Source organism: Sinorhizobium sp. RAC02, assembly GCF_001713395.1.
GTDB lineage: Bacteria > Pseudomonadota > Alphaproteobacteria > Rhizobiales > Rhizobiaceae > Shinella.
The window spans coordinates 1,859,910-1,878,614 of sequence record NZ_CP016450.1 but is presented as its reverse complement, the minus strand read 5'-3'; the positions used below and the strand labels follow the sequence as shown (position 1 = coordinate 1,878,614).

The following is an 18,705-nucleotide window of genomic DNA, read 5'->3' as shown; positions in this document are numbered from 1 at the left end:
CAGCACGGGCCATACGTAATACTCTCGGCAATAATGCCGGAGGGATGGGCATGTTCAAGCAAATGCAGAGACGCTGGGCGCCGGTCCTCTTCGTCTCGATTGCTGTCATCGTGTTTAACGCGAACGCCGCAGAGGCGAAACGTGTTGCACTGCTGATAGGCAATCAGAAATACGAAGAGACGGCCCAGCTCAACAATCCTGCGAACGATGTGGAGCTGATGCGCGCCTCGTTCGAGGCCGCGGGTTTCGATTCCGTCAAGACGGTGCTGGATCTCGACCGCGCCGCCATGGTGAAGGCGTTGCGCGAGTTTGAGGACGAGTCGGCTGACGCGGACATGGCGGTGGTCTACTATTCCGGCCATGCGATGGAGATGAACGGGGTCAACTACCTTATCCCCGTCGATGCGGCGCTGAAGAGCGACCGCGACGTCGAGGACGAGAGCGTGGCCATCGACCGCGTCCAGCGGTCGCTGGAAGGCGCCAAGAAGCTGAAACTCTTCATTCTCGACGCTTGCCGCAACAATCCGTTCTCGCAGTCGATGACCCGTTCGATCGGCACCCGTGCCGTGACGCGCGGTCTTGCCCGCGTGGAACCCGAATCGGCCGACACGCTGATCGCCTTCGCTTCGAAGGCCGGTACGGTGGCGCTCGACGGCGAGGGCATGAACAGCCCGTTCGCGACGGCACTCTCGAAATACCTGACGGAGCCCGGCCTCGACGTGCGCATCGCGCTCGGCAAGGTGCGCGACGAAGTGGTGGAAGCCACCAATCGCGAGCAGGAGCCCTTCGTCTACGGTTCGCTCGGCGGTGCGCAGATCTTCCTGAACATCAAGGAAGTGAACATCAATATTTCCAACAGCGGCAATACGCAGGAGGTCTCGCCGAACGGCCAGTCCGAAGCGGCGGCCGACTGGCAGAACATCCGCGATCTCGCCGATGAAGACCTGATCAATGCCTTCATTTCGAAGCATGGCAAGGATCCGGTCTACAAGATGCTGGCGGAAAAGAAGCTCGCCAGCCTCCAGGAGGCGACCCAGAACGATGGGCAGGATGCGGCGGCAATCGCGTGGGATGCCCTGAAGGAATCGACCGATGCGGCTGCCTTGCAGCGCTTCATCGAGCGCTATCCGGATAGCCAGCATCGCAGCAGCGCCGAACAGCTGATCGCAGCACTCGAACCGAAGAAGGGTCTCAGTGTCGATCTCGCCTCCAAGGAAACGGCCGCCTCGCGGGATTGCTTCCTGCTGGCCGGCGAACCGCAATCGCTGCCCGGCTTCCTGGGCGTCAACTTCCTGAAGATCGATGCCAAGCGGGCGCTTTCCGCCTGTGCGCAGGCCGTCAACGAAAATCCGTCCGACGGCATGCTGGTAAACCTTCTCGGCCGCGCGCAGGACGCCGACCGCAACTATGTCGAAGCCCGTCGCAACTACGAAAAGGCGATAGAGCTCGGCAACATGTACGCGCTCACCAACCTTGCCTGGTTCTCGATCTACGGCACGGATGGCCCGGTCGACGTGCCGAAGGGCCTCTCGATGCTCGAGAGGGCTTCGACCGCCGGCAATTCCTATGGCCAGGCCTCGCTCGGCTGGCTCTACCGCGAAGGCTATGGCGGCACGCGCCAGGACTATAACGAAGCGGTAAAATGGTATCAGCAGTCGGCCAACCAGGGCTATGCCAATGCCATGGCGACGATGGGCTGGTTCTACCGCGAAGGCCTCGGCGTTTCGCAGGATTACGTCCAGTCGCTCACCTGGTACCGCAAGGCTGCGGACGCCGGCGACGCCAACGCCATGTCCTCGCTCGGCTGGGCCTACCAGAACGGCCTCGGCACGGCGCAGAACTATGCGGAAGCCAAGGTCTGGTACGAGAAGGCCGCCAATATCGGTGATTCCTACTCGATGGCCTCGCTCGCCTGGCTCTATGACGTCGGCAACGGCGTGAAGCAGGACTATGTCGAAGCCCGCTACTGGTATGAGAAGGCCGCCAATTCTGGCAGCGCTTACGCCATGGGCAACCTGTCTCGTCTCTACGACCAGGGCCTCGGCACGCCGGCAGACGCCAAGGAGGCTGTCCGCTGGGCAGCGGCCAGCGTCGAAAGCGGCGATCCCGCCAAGCTGAAGGAACTCAAGGAAACCCCGGCCAACTTCACGGTCGCCTTCCGCAAGGAGCTGCAGAACCTTCTCAAGGAACGCGGCTATTACAGCGGTTCGTCGGATGGCGAATTCGGTGCCGCCACACTCGCCGCGATCGACAAGCTCGCTGCCGGCCGCAACGACAGCAGCTCGCTGTCGAGCACGACGACAACCACCACGACCGATCAGTCGACGCTGACGCTGAGCGGTTCGGACGCCGACCAGTGCTACGAACTTGCCGGCGAACCGAACCTGCGCCCGGGCTTCCTCGGCAAGCTCTTCGCGCAGATCGACTATGGCCGCGCGATCTCCGTCTGCGAAGCGGCACTCAATGCCAATCCGTCGGACAACTCGATCCGCAACATGGTCGGCCGTGCTCATGACGCCGCGAAGAATTTTTCGAAGGCGCGCGAGCACTACCAGAAGGCTGCCGACGAGGGGAACCTCTACGCGCTGACCAACCTCGCCTGGTACTCGATCTACGGTACCGACGGCGCGGTCGACATGGCCAAGGGCACCCGAATGTTCGAGCAGGCCTCGAATGCTGGCAACCCCTATGCCCAGGCCTCCCTCGGCTGGCTCTATCGCGAAGGCTATAACGGCACGCGCAAGGACTATGACGAGGCGATCAAGTGGTACCGCAAGGCAGCCGAACAGGGTTATGCCAATGCACAGGCGACGATGGGCTGGTTCTACCGTGAAGGCCTCGGCACGACACGCGACTATGCAGCCTCGCTCGACTGGTACAAGAAGGGCGCGGAAGGCGGCGACATCAACGCCATGTCCTCGGTCGGTTATGCCTACCAGTCCGGTCTGGGCGTGGCGGTCGATTATGTCGAAGCGCGCAACTGGTACGAAAAGGCTGCCGCCCAGAACGACTACTACTCGATGGCCTCCATCGGCTGGCTCTACGACGTCGGCAACGGCGTGAAGCAGGACTACAACGAGGCCCGCGACTGGTACGAGAAGGCAGCGAACGGTGGCAACACCTACGCCATGGGCAATCTCTCCCGCCTCTACGACCAAGGCCTCGGCACGCGCGCCAACGCCAAGGAGGCTGCCCGCTGGGCCGCCGCCAGCGTGGAGGGCGGCGACCAGGGCAAGCTGCAGGAACTCAAGGGATCGGCGGCGAATTTCACGCCGCAGTTCCGCAAGGAGTTCCAGCAGATCCTCAAGGATCGCGGCTATTACAACGGCCCGATCGACGGTGATTTCGGTGCCTCGACGCAGAACGCGATCGATCGCCTCGCTGCCCGCACCTGAGCCATCCGGTCGGGATTGAAACAAAAAGCCGCTGGAAACAGGTCGTTTCCAGCGGCTTTTCTTTGGGCTTCGGTCAGGCGGCCAATTTGAGCAGCCAGGCGTCGTGATCCTTCAGAAAGACCTTCAATCGTTCCGGGTAGTCCTCCGCCACTGCCGTGCGCACACTCGGGCGTTGCATCAGGGCAGCACGCCAGGCGGAAACTTTTTCAAGCCCGTCAAAAACGCCCGTGGGTGTCACCGTGTCGAAGACGTCGAAATAGCGGAAGATCGGGGCGAAAACGGCATCGACGAGGCTGAAATGTTCGCCGGCAAAGAAGGGACCATTGCCGAGAGCGGCTTCGACCCGCCTGAATTTTTCGGTGAGAGCCTGGCGTTTCGTCGCGTAGGTTTCGGCGTCGCTGGCGGTCTCGAATCCCCAGAGATCCGACAGGATGGAGGAACCGAACTCCATCCAGCCGCGATGTTGTGCTCGCACGAGCGGATCGGCTGGATGAAGCGGTCTACCCGTCTGCGTATCTTCCAGATACTCGCAGATGACCGCACTTTCGAACAGCACCGCTTCGCTGCCATCCTCCCGCCGGATGACGAGGAGTGGCACCTTGCCGAGCGGCGACATGGCGAGAAACCAGTCGGGCTTTGCGGCAAGGTCGACCGTGCGGCGTTCAAAGGCCACGCCTTTTTCGGCAAGTGCTATGGCAGCGCGCTGGACATAGGGGCAGAGGTGATGGCTAACCAGGGTGAGCGTGGCGCCAGTCGTGGGAGTGGGGTGAGGCATGGCGTGTCTCCGGTTCGAGATGAATGCAATTGCATATATGCACCCTTGCCTTTGCCGTCAAGATGAATGTAATTGCATCTATGTCCGACTCGTCACCCGACCAGACCCCCACGCCCTCCGCCGCCACGACACGGCTCTGGATCGCGCTCATGCGCACGCAGCGCGTTCTCCTGGCCGCCATCGAGCAGGATCTGAAAGCCGCGGATCTGCCGCCGCTCGGCTGGTACGACGTGCTTTGGGAACTGGTGCGCGCGGAAAAGGGGAGGTTGCGGCCCTTCGAAATCGAGGCGCACACATTGCTTGCGCAACACAACCTCTCCCGGCTTCTCGACCGGATGGAAGCGGCAGGCCTCGTCCGCCGCGAAATTTTACCGCAAGACGGCCGTGGCCGCTGGGTTCTCGTCACAGAGGCGGGTCGCGCGATGCAGCAGCGCATATGGACGGTCTACGGCGCCTCCATTGAACGCCATCTTGGCGAAAAGCTCTCAAATACAGATGCCGAACAGCTTGCGAACGAGCTTGCACGTCTGGTTCGCGGGTGAGCACAAAAGCAAACGCCGGAGCAAGAAGCCCCGGCGTTTGCCTGTCTGCGTGCCTGTTTCGGATCAGAGCAGGAAGTCGTCCACGTAGTACTTCGTCAGCCCGGCATTGATCTCGAAATCCGCGCGGCCGTCGCCATTGATGTCGCCCGAGATGACCGTGCCGGAGTAGCGCAATTCGCCTGCCGTGCCGGAGAACGAAGCCTTGCCGATGAATTCGAAGGCCTGGTTGCCGCTGCGACCGGTATTGGCGTCGATGTCGCGCAGGTCGATGACATCGCCCTGGCTGTCCGGGTTGAAGTCGTCGATGACGTCGCGCAGCGAACCCACGCGGCTGTCGGATGTTTTCGTGAAGCGGAACGTGTCAGCGCCGGTGCCGCCGACGAGGAAATCGTTGCCCGCACCGCCAACGAGGAGGTCGTTGCCGGAGCCGCCGACGAGATCGTCATTGCCGTTGCCGCCGTACAGACGGTCGTTGCCGGCCTCGCCATAGAGGTCGTCATTGCCATCGTCGCCGTAGATTATGTCCACGCCGTTGCCGCCATAAAGCCGGTCGTTGCCGGCAAGCCCTTCGAGCTGGTCGTTGCCGCTGCCGCCCTTGAGGATATTATTGCCCGCGGTACCGATCAGCGTGTCGGCATAAGCAGTGCCGACGACGTTCTCGATGCTCGTCAGCTTCTCCAGGCGACCCGTAACGGCCTTGGCGTAGCCTTCATCGAGATCGACATAGATGCCGCGGCCCTTTTCGCTGCTCGAATCCTGCAGCGAATAGTTGATCGTGTCGGTGCCGGAACCGCCGTTGAAGGTGTTCTTGAAGCCGACGGAGTAGAAGGTATCGTTTCCGGTGTCGCCGTTATAGACACTCTGATAGGTCTTCACCTTGAATAGGTCGTTGCCATCACCGCCGCTGACGACGTCATACTCGCCTGCGGCCTTCGCTGCGCCGCTATGGATGTAGATGTCGTTGCCTGAACCGAGATAGATATCGTTGCTGCCCTCGAAGCTGTTGCGAACGATATCATTGCCGCTGCCGGCCTCGACATAATTGTCACCGCCGCGGCTATCGACGCGGTTCAAAATGATTTCGTCGTCGCCGCCATAGGCGAAGACATCCATCGGGCCCCGGGAATTCTGTACGATGAGATCGTCACCGTTCGTGCCTTTAACAACCACAACCATTTCCGTTTCCTTTCCGCATCAACGGCCTGTTGCACGATATCTATCGCCGACAAGCTGAACAGTTGTTGAACAGAGTCGCTGCGGGCGGCGATTTCGAGGCGGAACCGGGGAATTTTGCAGGCAGGGGGCATATCGACCGTGAAGCACGTCGTCCGGTGCGCCAATCACGCCGCTGTTGATCGATCTCAGGAGCCTTTACGGCTCCCCACCATACATACCTGTATATATTGAAAGCGCTTTTCAGCCTTTTCTCCAAAAAGCTCTTGATCACCGAGGGCTTTGCCCGTATCAGGGCGGCGAGCGGAGAGGTGGCCGAGTGGTCGAAGGCGCTCCCCTGCTAAGGGAGTATACCCGGAAGGGTATCGAGGGTTCGAATCCCTTCTTCTCCGCCAGTTCCGTTCAGCGATGCTGAAAATACCGAACACCCGATTGTTAAGGGTTTGCGGGCTGATGCCTTGGAACATAAAGGGATCCGCTAGGTCCTCAAAATGAAGCGCCCTTTCAAACATTTCACGACAGGTGCGAGGCGATGTCTGCATTACGAAAAGGCGCGCCTGCGAAAAGCGCGAGAGGAGGCATGGATCATCCGATGCCGGCTCCTTACAGCCAGATACTGGATCGCAAAAAATAATCCTATCCAGAATCCTCCCGATTCAAGAAAAGGGGAAACTCTCTAGCCTGAAATTGAGTTGACGGCCCTATAAACGTCATGCGAGCATTCTGGTCTTGCGCGGAGGATGTAGGGATATGGCTGTTTTTTTTGGTTCAGGTGATACGAGAAGCACGGCGCTCAATTTTCTCACCATGTGGAAGGCCGCCGCCGAATGGGAGCCGGGCACAACGGTCACGAATGAAATCCATTATGAAACGGCACATTCTGGCAGCAGGATTGATGAGTACACACTAACCGGATCCTTTGAGTACAGTGTGGATCCCGCTACGCTGGAACTCACGTCTTTAACCGGAGCGGTCACGCAGTTCGACTATCATTGGGAAGAGACGCTCAACGGCTTCGAGGAGGCGTCGTCCAGAATCTCTGACTTCAGCCTCGACATCAGTAAATTCGACGGTTCGTTAACTGCAGTGCAGCTCTCCATGCTCATTTTTGCCGGAGACGACAAAATCGAAGGCGTGGCACGCCCCGATGTCGGCTTCGACGCTCCCTATACAAATGTGCTTTACGGTTACGGTGGCAACGATACGATCATTGGCGGCACTGGTCGCGATATCCTCAACGGAGGATCCGGCCGCGACATCATGACGGGCAACCAAGGCGATGATGTCTACTATGTCGACAACGCGCGCGACATCGTACGGGAGTTTGCGGGCGAGGGCGATGATCTGGTCTTCAGCTCAATTTCCTACACTTTGCCAGGGAACGTTGACGACCTGCGCCTGACTGGGGCTGGGGCAATCAACGGCACCGGTAACGCAGGATCCAATACTCTCTTTGGAAACGACGCAGCAAACATTCTCAACGGGATGGATGGTGATGATGCCATGTATGGGGGGCTCGGTGACGATACCTACTTCGTCCAGAGCGACGGTGATTCTGTATATGAATCAAGCAATGCAGGCACCGACCTCGTCATCGCCTCGATAAACTATACGCTCGATTCTCATGTCGAAAATCTTGTGCTTCGAGGCCACGGGAACCTGTTTGGCGTGGGCAATGCGCTTGCCAACAATATCCGCGGCAATGATGACGCGAACCTTCTCAACGCGGGGGATGGCAACGATACGCTCTATGGCAATGGGGGCAACGACACGCTGATCGGCGGGAAGGACAACGATACGCTCCATGGCGATCAGGGCAATGACACGCTGACCGGCGGTCGGGGCGCCGAAAAGCTCTATGGCGGCGTCGGAGCGGACACTTTCATCCTGCAATCCTTCAGGGACAGCGTGCTGGCGTCGCGGGACACGATCTATGACTTCTCTCAATCGCAGCAGGACAAAATCGATCTGTCCATCATCGACGCGCGTACAACGGCGACAGGCAACCAGGCCTTCACCTTCGTTGGCACGAAAGCGTTCAGCGACAAGGGTGGCGAACTGCGTTATTTCAACAAGGCCGGTGAGACCTTTATCTATGGCGACCTCGACGGTGATGCCGGTATCGATTTCTCAATCCGCCTCAAGGGCGTGTTCGATCTGAAGAGTTCCGATTTCATCCTGTGATGAACGACCACCATCGCTTTTGGTTCAATCAAGGCCCCGCTGTGTGCGGGGCTTTTTGTGTGCCGCGCATATCAACCGGCCCCACGTCCCAGCATTGCATCGAACCTTCTCGTAATATCCGCCAGGCTTCATTCTTACTGTGCTTGGGTCGCTTCGGTGTTGCGCGATCGCGTTATATCGCAAACGCGCCACTGCCACGGTGCAATGCGTAGGGGTTGATTGGTAGGGTCTCAGCCCAGGAAAAGCAAAAAGAAATCGCCGCAACGAGTATACTCCAGTTGGGGGGTGAGGTTTTGTTCTGCATGCGGTATTCCGCCTTGGTTTGAATTGGTTTTCGTGTAAACGGCATGCAACATGAAGATCGACAATATGTGAGGGATGGGTATATGGCTGTTTTTTACGGATCCGGTGGAACGAAGGGTGTTGGTCTCGATTTTCTCGAAATGTGGAAGGCGGAGACACAATTAGAACCAGGGACGACGACGACAGATGAAATATATTATGCGGAAATGTGGAGTGTATATGAGGAGTATCAATATACTTTCACGGGTGAATTTGAGTATATTGTTGATCCTGACACATTTGAACTGACATCTTTCACCGGAATCGTCACGCAATTCGACTATCAATGGCGGACGTTTTACGACGATGAGGAGCTTGGTTCCTACAGAATATCGGGATTTGGTCTCGATTTGATCAATTTCGATGGGTCCTTGACCGCCGGGCAGATCGCCGCGCTTATTTTCAACGGCGACGACAGGATTGTGGGGGAGGGGCTTGGCGATTCCCTGTTCGGTTACAATGGGGACGACACAATCATCGGCGGACGTGGCAACGACGATCTCGATGGTGGTGCCGGGCGGGATATCCTGCTTGGCGAGGAAGGGGACGATGCCTACCATGTCGATAATGTTCGCGATGTCGTCTGGGAATATGCCGGCGAAGGATACGATCGGGTTTTTAGTTCCGTTTCCTACACGCTTTCGAACAATGTCGACGTCCTGACCCTGACGGGGTCAAAGGCGCTCAATGGCACTGGCAACGCCCTTAACAACACGTTGGTGGGAACCAGCGCCGCAAACGTTCTCGACGGGCGGGCGGGCGCCGACCGCATGTTCGGAGGGCTTGGCAACGACACGTTCGTTGTCGAGGACGCGCGGGATGTCGTCACGGAAAAGGCAAACGAAGGCACAGATATCGTCAACGCTCTGATAAGCTATGCCCTGGTCGCGAATGTCGAAAATCTCGTGCTGAAGACGGCGAGTGATTTGAACGGTACGGGCAACGCACTCAACAACGTTATCGCCGGTAATTCCGGTCGCAATACACTGTCCGGCGCCGCCGGCAACGACACGCTCAAAGGCGGTGGGGGCAATGACAAGCTGATCGGCGGATTGGGAGCAGACAAACTCTATGGCGGTAGCGGCGCGGACATGTTTGTCCTGAAGTCCTATAAGGACAGCCTGGTGATCTCCCGGGACACGATCTACGATTTCTCGCGAACCGAGAAAGACAAGATCGACCTGTCCGAAATCGACGCGCGTTCGACGATTGCTGGCAATCAGGCCTTCACTTTCGTCGGAACGAAAGAATTCAGCGAGAAGGCCGGAGAGCTTCGCTATTTGAAGAAAGGCGGCGATACCTTCCTCTACGGCGACCTGAACGGTGACGCTGGCATCGACTTTTCAATCCGACTTGACGGTACGATCGATCTAAAAGCCTCCGACTTCATTTTGTAGTTTAAGGATATCGAACCGAGGTGCCTGCCCTTTCTTCATAAGGCCTCGCTTCGTGCGGGGCCTTTACAGTTTCTGGGGCGATGTGCCGGAAGCGGCACCGTGATCGGCTGTTGTGACGCCCCGCGGATCATATCCTTCGACGTCGGGTTGCTAGGGTCCTCTTAGCCCTCCGCCCAGCGACTCAGCTCGAATCGCTTCGCCGAGTCGCACCTTCCGATTCTCGGTTTCCCTAGCTTTCGGGCGACGACAGAGAGGGACGAGCGCGCCAAAACGGTCGGGCCGCCACCTTATAGCGCGGGGTTTGCCCACTTCCTGCCGCGGTTATGACGTCTCCGTCAGTCGGGGCGTGGTCGCTAAGTGCCCGCTTCATAAGGCATTTTGTTAATGATCCATAAACTTTTAGCGATCCGCTTCGCCATTTTGTGTCCTTTGCGCAACAGCGCGGGGCGAAGGCTGACACAAATCCCGCCTCCTTTCAGTTTGGAGATTGCTTACGGAACCGCGTCTTGTATTTTCAACCTCGGAAGAAGGGGCGGTTGATCGTCCGCTTCCTGAACTTGGGTATGGGGCAGGGAACGCTGTCCTTCAGCAAAAAACCCAGACCCGTTTGAAACTTTTTGACTGGAGGTCAGAAATGAACATCAAGAGCCTTCTTATCGGCTCCGCTGCAGCTCTCGCAGCAGTATCCGGCGCCCAGGCTGCCGACGCTATCGTCGCTGCCGAGCCGGAGCCCATGGAATACGTTCGCGTTTGCGACGCATTCGGCACGGGTTACTTCTACATTCCGGGTACCGAAACCTGCCTGCAGATCAGCGGCTACGTTCGTTTCCAGATGAACTTCGCTCAGGACGTCGCGGGCGCTGACGGCGAAGAAGACGGCTACAACTACAACAGCCGTGGTTACATCTCGCTCGACGCGAAGAGCGACACCGAGCTCGGCACGCTGACCGGTCATATCGACCTTCAGGCTGACTCCAACGACGGTCAGACGAAGCTCGATGGCGCCTGGATCGGCCTCGGCGGTTTCAAGGCCGGTTACTTCTACGGCTTCTGGGATAAGGGCATCAACGGCGAAACCGACATCAACGACTCCGGTTTCTCGGCGATCTACAACTCCGTGTCCTACACGTATGAAGCTGGCGCTTTCTCGGCTTCGGCTGCGATCGACAACTTCAACGACTTCTCGGATAAGGACGTCCCTGGCCAGGCGTTCTCCAAGTGGTCTGACGACTGGGGCGTTTCGGCTCAGGTCTCGGGTGCCTTCGGTGCCGTTTCCGCTGACCTGCTCGCTTCCTACGACTTCGACGCTGAAGCAGTTGCTCTCCGCGGCTTGATCTCGGCTGACATCGGCCCGGGCCAGCTGCAGGCATTCGCTGTCTGGGCTTCCGATGCGAACCGTTACTGGGCGATCTCCGAGTGGTCGGCAGCCGTTTCGTACAAGGCTCAGATCAACGAGAAGCTCTCGATCACCCCCGGCTTCCAGTACTTCGGTAGCCTCGGCGGCACGGGCCTCAACGTCGACGGCCCGGACTGGAAGGGTTCGGACTTCGGCAACGACGACGCTTGGCGCGCTGGCGTTACGCTCGACTACGAAATCGTCAAGGACCTGACCACCAAGGTCAGCGTTCAGTATGACGACGTAGACGGCGAAGACGATGGCAACTGGAACGGCTTCGTCCGTCTTCAGCGCTCGTTCTAATCTGATCTAGTATCGGATACAGCGGCCCGCGTTGGAAACAACGCGGGCCGTTTCGTTTCAGACACATCTGCTGTTTACCTGTTGTGGAAAAGCCGCCGTCGGGACGAATTCTGTTGCAAGCCTTTTGAGACCATCGCGCACTCTCCTGCCTGCAGTAGGTGGGACCGCAATGGGCCGGTATAGCAAGAGAGAGGACAAAGACGACGTCAAGGGAGCGTCGGTTGGTACGTACGAAGTACATTACCAATTCTCTCTGGGAGCGCCGATCCGATCGGTAAAGGACGTCTCTCTGAAGACGCTGCTGACGCGGTACGTCGATATTATATGGGAGCCAGGGTCACACAAATACAATGTGACTGCCTTTGTGCTCGAACTCGATGAAATCCTGCTTGGCTGCGAATTCAACGTTTTTACCGATGAAATGATCGACAGGCTTGTTGGGGCACTCCGCAAACGCGGCAACAGCAACGCGACCATCAATCGAAAGATGGCTGCGCTTAGCAAGCTGTTGCGGAAAGCCTACAAGATGGGTGACATCCATAGTCTTCCCGAGTTCAAGCGCCAAAAGGAGAAAGCGGGACGAATTCGATTCCTCGAACCCGATGAGGAGGCGCGCCTCTTTGAAGCTATCTCCTTACGCAATAAACTCTATGCGCGCTTCTGCATTTTCTTGGTTGATACAGGAGCGAGATTAGGCGAGGGGATTGGACTCAGGTGGGCCGACATCCAAAATCGAAGAGTAACGTTCTGGATTACCAAAGGTGGACGAAGCCGCTCCGTTCCACTTACATCTCGCGCTTTAGCTGCAATCAAGGCATCTGATAAAACCAAACGCGGTCCGTTTGTCGATATTGACCAGCAACACTTCCGGGCCGAATGGAACCGTGCAAAGGAGGTGGTCGGGCTTGGAGGAGATAGTGACGTTGTACCCCACGTCCTCCGCCACACATGCGCGTCACGCCTGGTTCAAGGCGGCGTAGACCTTCGCCGCGTACAGACATGGCTCGGACACCAAACCCTGCAGATGACTATGCGATACGCTCATCTCGCCTCGCACGACCTTGATATGTGCGTACCGATTCTTGAGCGAGCTGCTGAACCGCGGCCGTCGCACGACGCACCCGACGACGGGGACTGATAACGGATTACACCCCAGCGAGATGCCAAATTCTGACTGGAGGTCAGAAATGAACATTAAGAGCCTTCTTATCGGCTCCGCTGCAGCTCTCGCAGCAGTATCCGGCGCCCAGGCTGCCGACGCTATCGTCGCTGCCGAGCCGGAGCCCATGGAATACGTTCGCGTTTGCGACGCATTCGGCACGGGTTACTTCTACATTCCGGGTACCGAAACCTGCCTGCAGATCAGCGGTTACGTTCGTTTCCAGGCTGACTTCAAGCAGGACGGCGTCACGGAGACGCGGGTCAACCCGGTTACGGGTCTTCTGGAATCCCGCACGGATGACGGTTACAAGGCTTTCAGCCGTGGTTACATCTCTCTTGATGCCAAGAGCGACACCGAACTCGGCACGCTGACCGGTCACATCGATATCCAGGCTGACTCCGATGGTTCGGGCGTTGAGCTTGATGGCGCGTGGCTGCAGCTCGGCGGCTTCCGCGCTGGCTGGTTCTACGGCTACTGGGATAAGGGCATCAACGGCGAAACCGACCTTAACGACAGCGGCTTCGGTGCTATCTACAATGCTGTTTCGTACACCTATGAAGCTGGCTCATTCTCGGCTTCGGCTGCTCTCGAGACCTTCAATCAGACCGATCGTGCGGATCGCCTTGATCCGGGCGGCTGGGCTAACAATGGTTCGTTCTCGAAGCTCTCTGACGACTGGGGTATTTCGGCTCAGGTCTCCGGTGCCTTTGGTGCCGTTTCCGCTGACTTGCTCGCTTCCTACGACTTTGACGCTGAAGAAGCTGCTATCCGCGGCCTGATCTCGGCCGATCTCGGCCCGGGCCAGCTCCAGGCATTCGCTGTCTGGGCATCTGGTGCGAACCGTTATTGGAACGCGTCTGAGTGGTCGATCGCTGCCTCCTATAAGGCGCAGATCAACGAGAAGTTCTCGATCACCCCCGGCGCTCAGTACTTCGGCAACCTGAATCCTGCCGGCTTCGGTACCGATGGTACGCTTGATGGCGACTTCCTTGATGACGACGGCTGGAAGGCTGGCGTGACGCTCGACTACGAAATCGTCAAGGACCTGACCACGAAGGTCAGCGTTCAGTACGAAGATCTCGACACGCGCGAAGACTCCAACTGGAGCGGCTTCGTCCGTCTTCAGCGCTCGTTCTAATCTGATCTGACTTCTGTCAGTGATGGGAGACCCGGCTTTCGAGCCGGGTCTTTTTTGTTTGGGCGGGAAAATGTCGAACCGCGCGGTGTGAGCATCGTGTAGCGTCCGCGTTCAGCCGCTGAGCCTCACCAGAAAGTCCCGGACAGACGAAAAGATGCCCGGATGGTGCAGGAGTGGTGCGTGGCCCTGTCCCGGCGCATTCACGGTTTTGACGCGTGAGGAATGTGCGGCCATGCGGGCGAGAGTTGCCCGGGAAAGCAGGCGCGAACGGTCACCACGCACCACGAGCAACGGCACTTTTGCCAACAGCTCGAACTGCGGCCATAGGGTCGCCAGCGGTTTCGAGAAATCGATTGCCTGTAGCTGATCCGTCAGTTTTGGGTCGTAGTCCGTGACAAGCCGTCCGTCCTTTTCAGCGTAGAGCGCTTCGGCCATTTCGAGCCAGTCCGCACGGGAGAGGGCGGGGAAGGCAGAGCCGTGGATGCGCGCCAGCCCCTCTGCTGCTTCCTCGATGTTGGCGGGTGATGAACGCCTGGAGAGGTAGTCACGGATTTCCCGCAGGCCCTCGGCTTCGATTTCCGGGCCGAGATCGTTGAGGACCGCGCCGGCTATAAGGTCAGGCGTCAATGCGGCCATGATGTGCAGGATGAGCCCGCCCCGCGAGGTTCCCACGAAGATGGCGCGGGAGATGCCGAGCGCCGTGCAGACGGTAATGACGTCGCGGCACTCGATGCCGATATTGTAGTTTTCCGGGTTCGGATCGTAATCCGATAGCCCGCGGCCGCGATAGTCGAGTGCGATGACGCGGCGGGGTGCAGTGGGATCCTGCGCGACGAGCAGTGCAAACTGGTGAAAGTCGCGCACATTGCGGCTGAGACCGGGTAGGCAGATGACGGGGAGGCCGTCCTTGGCAGCATCCAGCCTCTCGCTGGTAGGGTAGATACAGGCGTGAAGCCTCAATCCGTCTTCCGCGGTGAAGAAGCGGCTTTCAAATGCATCCATGGTTTGATCCCTGTCGTGCGCTGCCTACAACGTGGCGGACAGCGTAGACAGGCGGCAACGCCAGGACAAGGCGCATGAGCGCGGGCGCCGTATGAACGAGATGGTGGCTCCGAGCGCTCTCAGCGCCCGACGCTGAGATCGTGCACGATATCCGCCGTCTGGCCGAGCCGGGTCTTGTAGACCTGATAGTTTTCCATGACACGCTGCACATAGCCGCGCGTTTCGGAGAAGGGGATGCGCTCGATCCAGTCGACGACCTCGTCGATCGGCTTGCCGCGCGGGTCACCGTAGCGGGCGATCCATTGTGGCACGCGGCGCGGGCCGGCATTGTAGGCGATGAAGGTCAGGACGTAGGAGCCGCCGAAATCGCTGATCTGCTCACCGAGATAATGCGCGCCGAGCGTCGCGTTATAGGCGGCGTCGGTCGTCAGGCGTTCCTTGGAATAGGCAAGGCCGTAGCGTTTCGCCACACCCTGTGCGGTGCCCGGCATCAATTGCAACAGGCCCTGCGCGTTGGCGGGCGAGACGGCGGCGGGGTTGAAGGCGCTTTCCTGGCGCGCGATGGCATAGGCGAGCGCCTTGCCGGAGCCGGCAATGTTGGCGCCATCGGGAATGACACCGATGGGGAAGGCGAGGGCCGCGACATCGATGCCGCGCCCGAAGGCGATCTTGCCGACCTGCAGCGAGAGCTGGTGATTGGCACCCTTTTCCGCCTGCGCGGCAAGAAGGGCAAGTTCGCCGGGGTTCATCAACTCACCGGCAAGTGCGCGGTACAGGCTTTCGGCACGCCAGCCGTGGCCGGCGGCCTGCAGGCGAGCAATTGCCTTGACGGCCTCGCGCTGCTGAAAGCGTGCGCGCTCTTCCGGCGACGGCGTAGGGTAGGAAACATTGAGCGCCTTGTGGCCAAGCCGGGCTCCGGCAAGCTGCCCGTAGAACGTGCCCGGATAGGTGGCGGCCTTGGTGAAATACTCCTTCGCATCCCCCGGTCCGCCCTTTTCCGCCGCGCGGCCGAGCCAGTACCAGGCGCGGGACACGGAGAGCGGGCGGTCGGAGGTCTGCAGGATGCGTTGGAAATGACTTGCCGCTACCTTGGCATCGCCGAGGTCGCGCAGGGCGTACCAGCCGGCATGGAATTCCGCCTCGACAATATCCGTCGGGTCATCCGCGCCATGGCGGGCGGCCACCCGGTAGGCGTCGCGATAGTCGCCGAGATCGGCAAGGCCGCGGCTAACGATGCGCTGCTCGTTCCACCACGCGCCCGGATTGACGAGGCGCGCCGGATCCTCGGGCATCGCGGAAAAGAGCTTGCCGGCGGCGCGGTATTCTTCCTTGTTGCGAAGATAGCGGATGCGCAGGAACGTATAGGCTGGATCCTTCTGCCAGCCTGCATCGACAGCCTTGATCAGCTCGCCTGCCGTCTTGTTCTTGCGGATGACGGCGGCCCAGGCACGATAAAGCGATTGCGCCTTGCCGAGATCGCCGAAACGCTGCGCCTGGTCGGCCCGATCGCGATACAGCAGCATTTCCATGCGTATCTTGTGGTCGGCGGCGGTCAGCAGGGTCCCGAACTCATCGAGAACCTTGTTCTCCGTGTCCCTGGAGAGTGTCTCCTTCTGCCAGAAGGACCGCAGGATTTCGCCAGCGCGCGCCGCATTGCCCGTTGCCACCAGCGCGCGGGAGAGCACGACAGCACCTTCCGCCGTTTCGGGGCGTGTCGTGCCGAAGGCCGCAAGCACATCGCCGGCCGGCGGGTTTTCCCGGGCCAGCGCCCGTTCGGAATTGGCGCGCAGCGCCTTCAGGCCGGGCCAACCCTTCAGCTCGCGCTGGGCGGCGGCAATTTCCCAGGAGGGCACGCCACGCTGGCCGGAGACGGCAATCGCCCAGGTCAGGATATGCCGGTCGAGGCTGTCGGAGGCCAAGCGGTCGCGTGCAGCCATGGCGGCTGCGGCATCCCGGTTGGAAAGGGCATCGAGGCCGTCGCGCAACGCAGCACTGACCGGCTCCGCAGTGTCCAGCCGCGGAATGGCATTGGTGATGACGTCCTTCGACGGCATGTCGGCGGCAAAGCCGAGCGGCTTTATCGCAGGTATTCCGGTATTTTCCGCCTCTACGGGCGAGGAGCGCAACGCGAGGCCGGCAATTCCGGCAAGCAGCAGGGCGCAAAGGGCGAAACTGTTCGTCGAGATCATATCATGTCCCGGATGCCTGGCAGGCGGCGCGTCTGACCGTCACTTTCCACCTGATCTTTGACAATCATTAACCCTTTATTGCCTTAACGAAACCTTAATGGCGGCCCTCACTAAGCCGTGAAGGCAAGCGCATTCCTGTCGACGGATCATGCGAAGCGAATATTCGCGTGCCCAACGTTACTTCCGCCTTGATTGTGCATGAAAAACGCCCGTAACGCCGCTTGCCGCATGACAATCGCACGACTATTGTGCCAGCGTTTTTAACCACGGAATACGGCCAAAGCATGTAAGCCCCCGGGCGGCTGTGGCCTCAGGAGTTCTCGATGTTCAAGGGATCCATTCCCGCTCTCGTCACCCCGTTTACCGATGCCGGCGCCGTCGATGAGGACGCGTTTGCCGCGCATGTCGAATGGCAGATCGGCGAAGGCAGCCACGGCCTCGTCCCGGTCGGCACCACCGGCGAATCGCCGACGCTGTCGCACGACGAGCACAAACGGGTGGTGGAGCTCTGCATCAAGGTTTCTGCCGGCCGCGTTCCGGTGATCGCCGGCGCCGGCTCGAACAACACGAAGGAAGCGATCGATCTCGCACAGCACGCCGAAAAGGCCGGCGCGGATGCGATCCTCGTCGTGACGCCCTATTACAACAAGCCGACGCAGAAGGGGCTTTTCGCCCATTTTGCGGCGATTGCCGGGAGCGTGAAGCTGCCGATCGTCATCTACAACATCCCCGGCCGCTCGGTCGTCGACATGACGCCGGAGACGATGGGCGCGCTGCACAAGGCGCATCCGTCGATCCTGGGCGTCAAGGACGCGACGGGCAAGATCGAGCGTGTCTCGGAACAGCGCATCGCCTGCGGCAAGGATTTCGTCCAGCTCTCCGGCGAGGACGCGACCGCGCTCGGCTTCAACGCCCATGGCGGCGTCGGCTGCATTTCGGTCACGGCCAATGTCGCGCCACGCCTTTGCGCAGAATTCCAGAACGCAACGCTTGCCGGCGACTATGCCGGGGCCCTGGAATACCAGGACAAGCTGATGCCGCTGCACAAGGCGATCTTCCTGGAGCCAGGGGTGTGCGGTGCGAAATACGCGCTGAACCGCAGCCGCGGCATGAGCCGCTTCGTGCGCTCGCCGCTGCTGCCGACGTTGGAACCTGGCACGGAGGCAGCCATCGACGCGGCCCTTCGTCATGCCGGTCTGTTGAACTGATATGGCAACAAAAGCACGCCCAGCGACGATCAAGAAGGTTGTAGCGGAGAACCGGAAGGCCCGCTTCAACTACGAGATCATGGATACCTACGAGGCCGGTCTGGTGCTGACCGGCACGGAGGTCAAGTCGTTGCGCGAGGGCAAGGCGAACATCGCGGAATCCTACGCCTCGGACGAAGGCGGTGAAATCTGGCTGATCAATTCGTATTTGCCGGAGTATCTCCAGGCGAATCGCTTCAACCACGAGACCCGCCGGCGGCGTAAGCTTCTGCTCTCCAAGCGCGAGATTCAGCGCCTGCGTATCGCCATCAACCGGGAAGGCATGACCCTCGTGCCGTTGAAAGTCTACTTCAACGATGTCGGGCGCGCCAAGATTGAGCTCGCGCTCGCCAAGGGCAAGAAGCTGCACGACAAGCGCGAGACAGAGAAGGAACGCGACTGGAATCGCCAGAAGGGTCGTCTTCTGCGCGACCGTGGCTAATCCACGTCTTAGACGTTA

General features: G+C 59.6%; 13 protein-coding genes and 1 tRNA gene. 10 read left to right on the top strand and 4 right to left on the bottom strand.

Features of this window, described 5'->3' with window-relative positions; genetic code table 11:
- Positions 1-50 precede the first annotated feature (50 nt).
- Positions 51-3,395: a caspase family protein gene (locus tag BSY16_RS09020; protein ID WP_069059348.1), complete on the top strand. Its 3,345-nt coding sequence runs from the start codon at positions 51-53 to the stop codon at positions 3,393-3,395.
- Between the two features lie 73 nt (positions 3,396-3,468).
- On the opposite strand, the gene BSY16_RS09015 is transcribed toward BSY16_RS09020, so the two are convergent.
- The gene (locus tag BSY16_RS09015) at positions 3,469-4,170 is read right to left on the bottom strand and encodes a glutathione S-transferase family protein (protein ID WP_069059347.1); all 702 of its coding nucleotides are present in this window, start codon (positions 4,168-4,170) and stop codon (positions 3,469-3,471) included.
- A 23-nt stretch (positions 4,171-4,193) separates the two neighbouring features.
- On the opposite strand from BSY16_RS09015, the gene BSY16_RS09010 reads away from it, so the two are divergent.
- Positions 4,194-4,712, top strand: coding sequence for a MarR family winged helix-turn-helix transcriptional regulator (locus BSY16_RS09010; protein ID WP_083242864.1), 519 nt, complete (start codon positions 4,194-4,196; stop codon positions 4,710-4,712).
- 63 nt (positions 4,713-4,775) lie between these two features.
- Here BSY16_RS09010 and BSY16_RS09005 read toward each other — a convergent pair whose 3' ends face one another.
- Positions 4,776-5,888 carry a calcium-binding protein gene (locus BSY16_RS09005; protein ID WP_069059345.1) on the bottom strand — a complete coding sequence of 371 codons (1,113 nt, stop codon included), beginning with the start codon at positions 5,886-5,888 and terminating at the stop codon, positions 4,776-4,778.
- A gap of 302 nt (positions 5,889-6,190) precedes the next feature.
- On the opposite strand from BSY16_RS09005, the gene BSY16_RS09000 reads away from it, so the two are divergent.
- The 6 genes from BSY16_RS09000 (at position 6,191) to BSY16_RS08975 (ending at position 13,807) form a co-directional block, all read left to right on the top strand.
- A tRNA-Ser gene (locus tag BSY16_RS09000) sits at positions 6,191-6,280 on the top strand.
- A gap of 355 nt (positions 6,281-6,635) precedes the next feature.
- On the top strand, positions 6,636-8,069 hold the full coding sequence (locus BSY16_RS08995; protein WP_069059344.1) for a calcium-binding protein: 1,434 nt from the start codon (positions 6,636-6,638) through the stop codon (positions 8,067-8,069).
- A 386-nt stretch (positions 8,070-8,455) separates the two neighbouring features.
- Complete coding sequence (locus tag BSY16_RS08990; RefSeq protein ID WP_171902397.1) at positions 8,456-9,808, top strand: calcium-binding protein; 1,353 nt, start codon at positions 8,456-8,458, stop codon at positions 9,806-9,808.
- A 634-nt stretch (positions 9,809-10,442) separates the two neighbouring features.
- Positions 10,443-11,507, top strand: a complete 1,065-nt coding sequence (locus BSY16_RS08985) for a porin (RefSeq protein ID WP_069059342.1) — start codon at positions 10,443-10,445, stop codon at positions 11,505-11,507.
- A gap of 169 nt (positions 11,508-11,676) precedes the next feature.
- Positions 11,677-12,645 (top strand): tyrosine-type recombinase/integrase, encoded by a 969-nt coding sequence (locus BSY16_RS08980; RefSeq protein WP_069059341.1) that lies wholly within the window; start codon positions 11,677-11,679, stop codon positions 12,643-12,645.
- A 49-nt stretch (positions 12,646-12,694) separates the two neighbouring features.
- On the top strand, positions 12,695-13,807 hold the full coding sequence (locus BSY16_RS08975; RefSeq protein WP_069059340.1) for a porin: 1,113 nt from the start codon (positions 12,695-12,697) through the stop codon (positions 13,805-13,807).
- Between the two features lie 111 nt (positions 13,808-13,918).
- On the opposite strand, the gene BSY16_RS08970 is transcribed toward BSY16_RS08975, so the two are convergent.
- Positions 13,919-14,809: an alpha/beta fold hydrolase gene (locus BSY16_RS08970; RefSeq protein WP_069059339.1), complete on the bottom strand. Its 891-nt coding sequence runs from the start codon at positions 14,807-14,809 to the stop codon at positions 13,919-13,921.
- Between the two features lie 119 nt (positions 14,810-14,928).
- Positions 14,929-16,998, bottom strand: coding sequence for a lytic transglycosylase domain-containing protein (locus tag BSY16_RS08965; RefSeq protein WP_069059338.1), 2,070 nt, complete (start codon positions 16,996-16,998; stop codon positions 14,929-14,931).
- A gap of 323 nt (positions 16,999-17,321) precedes the next feature.
- Between BSY16_RS08965 and dapA the strand changes: the two genes are divergently transcribed.
- Both dapA and smpB read left to right on the top strand, forming a co-directional pair.
- Positions 17,322-18,206, top strand: a complete 885-nt coding sequence (dapA, locus tag BSY16_RS08960; RefSeq protein WP_069059337.1) for a 4-hydroxy-tetrahydrodipicolinate synthase — start codon at positions 17,322-17,324, stop codon at positions 18,204-18,206.
- A 1-nt stretch (position 18,207) separates the two neighbouring features.
- Positions 18,208-18,687, top strand: a complete 480-nt coding sequence (gene smpB / locus BSY16_RS08955; protein WP_069059336.1) for an SsrA-binding protein SmpB — start codon at positions 18,208-18,210, stop codon at positions 18,685-18,687.
- The last annotated feature ends 18 nt before the right edge of the window (positions 18,688-18,705 follow it).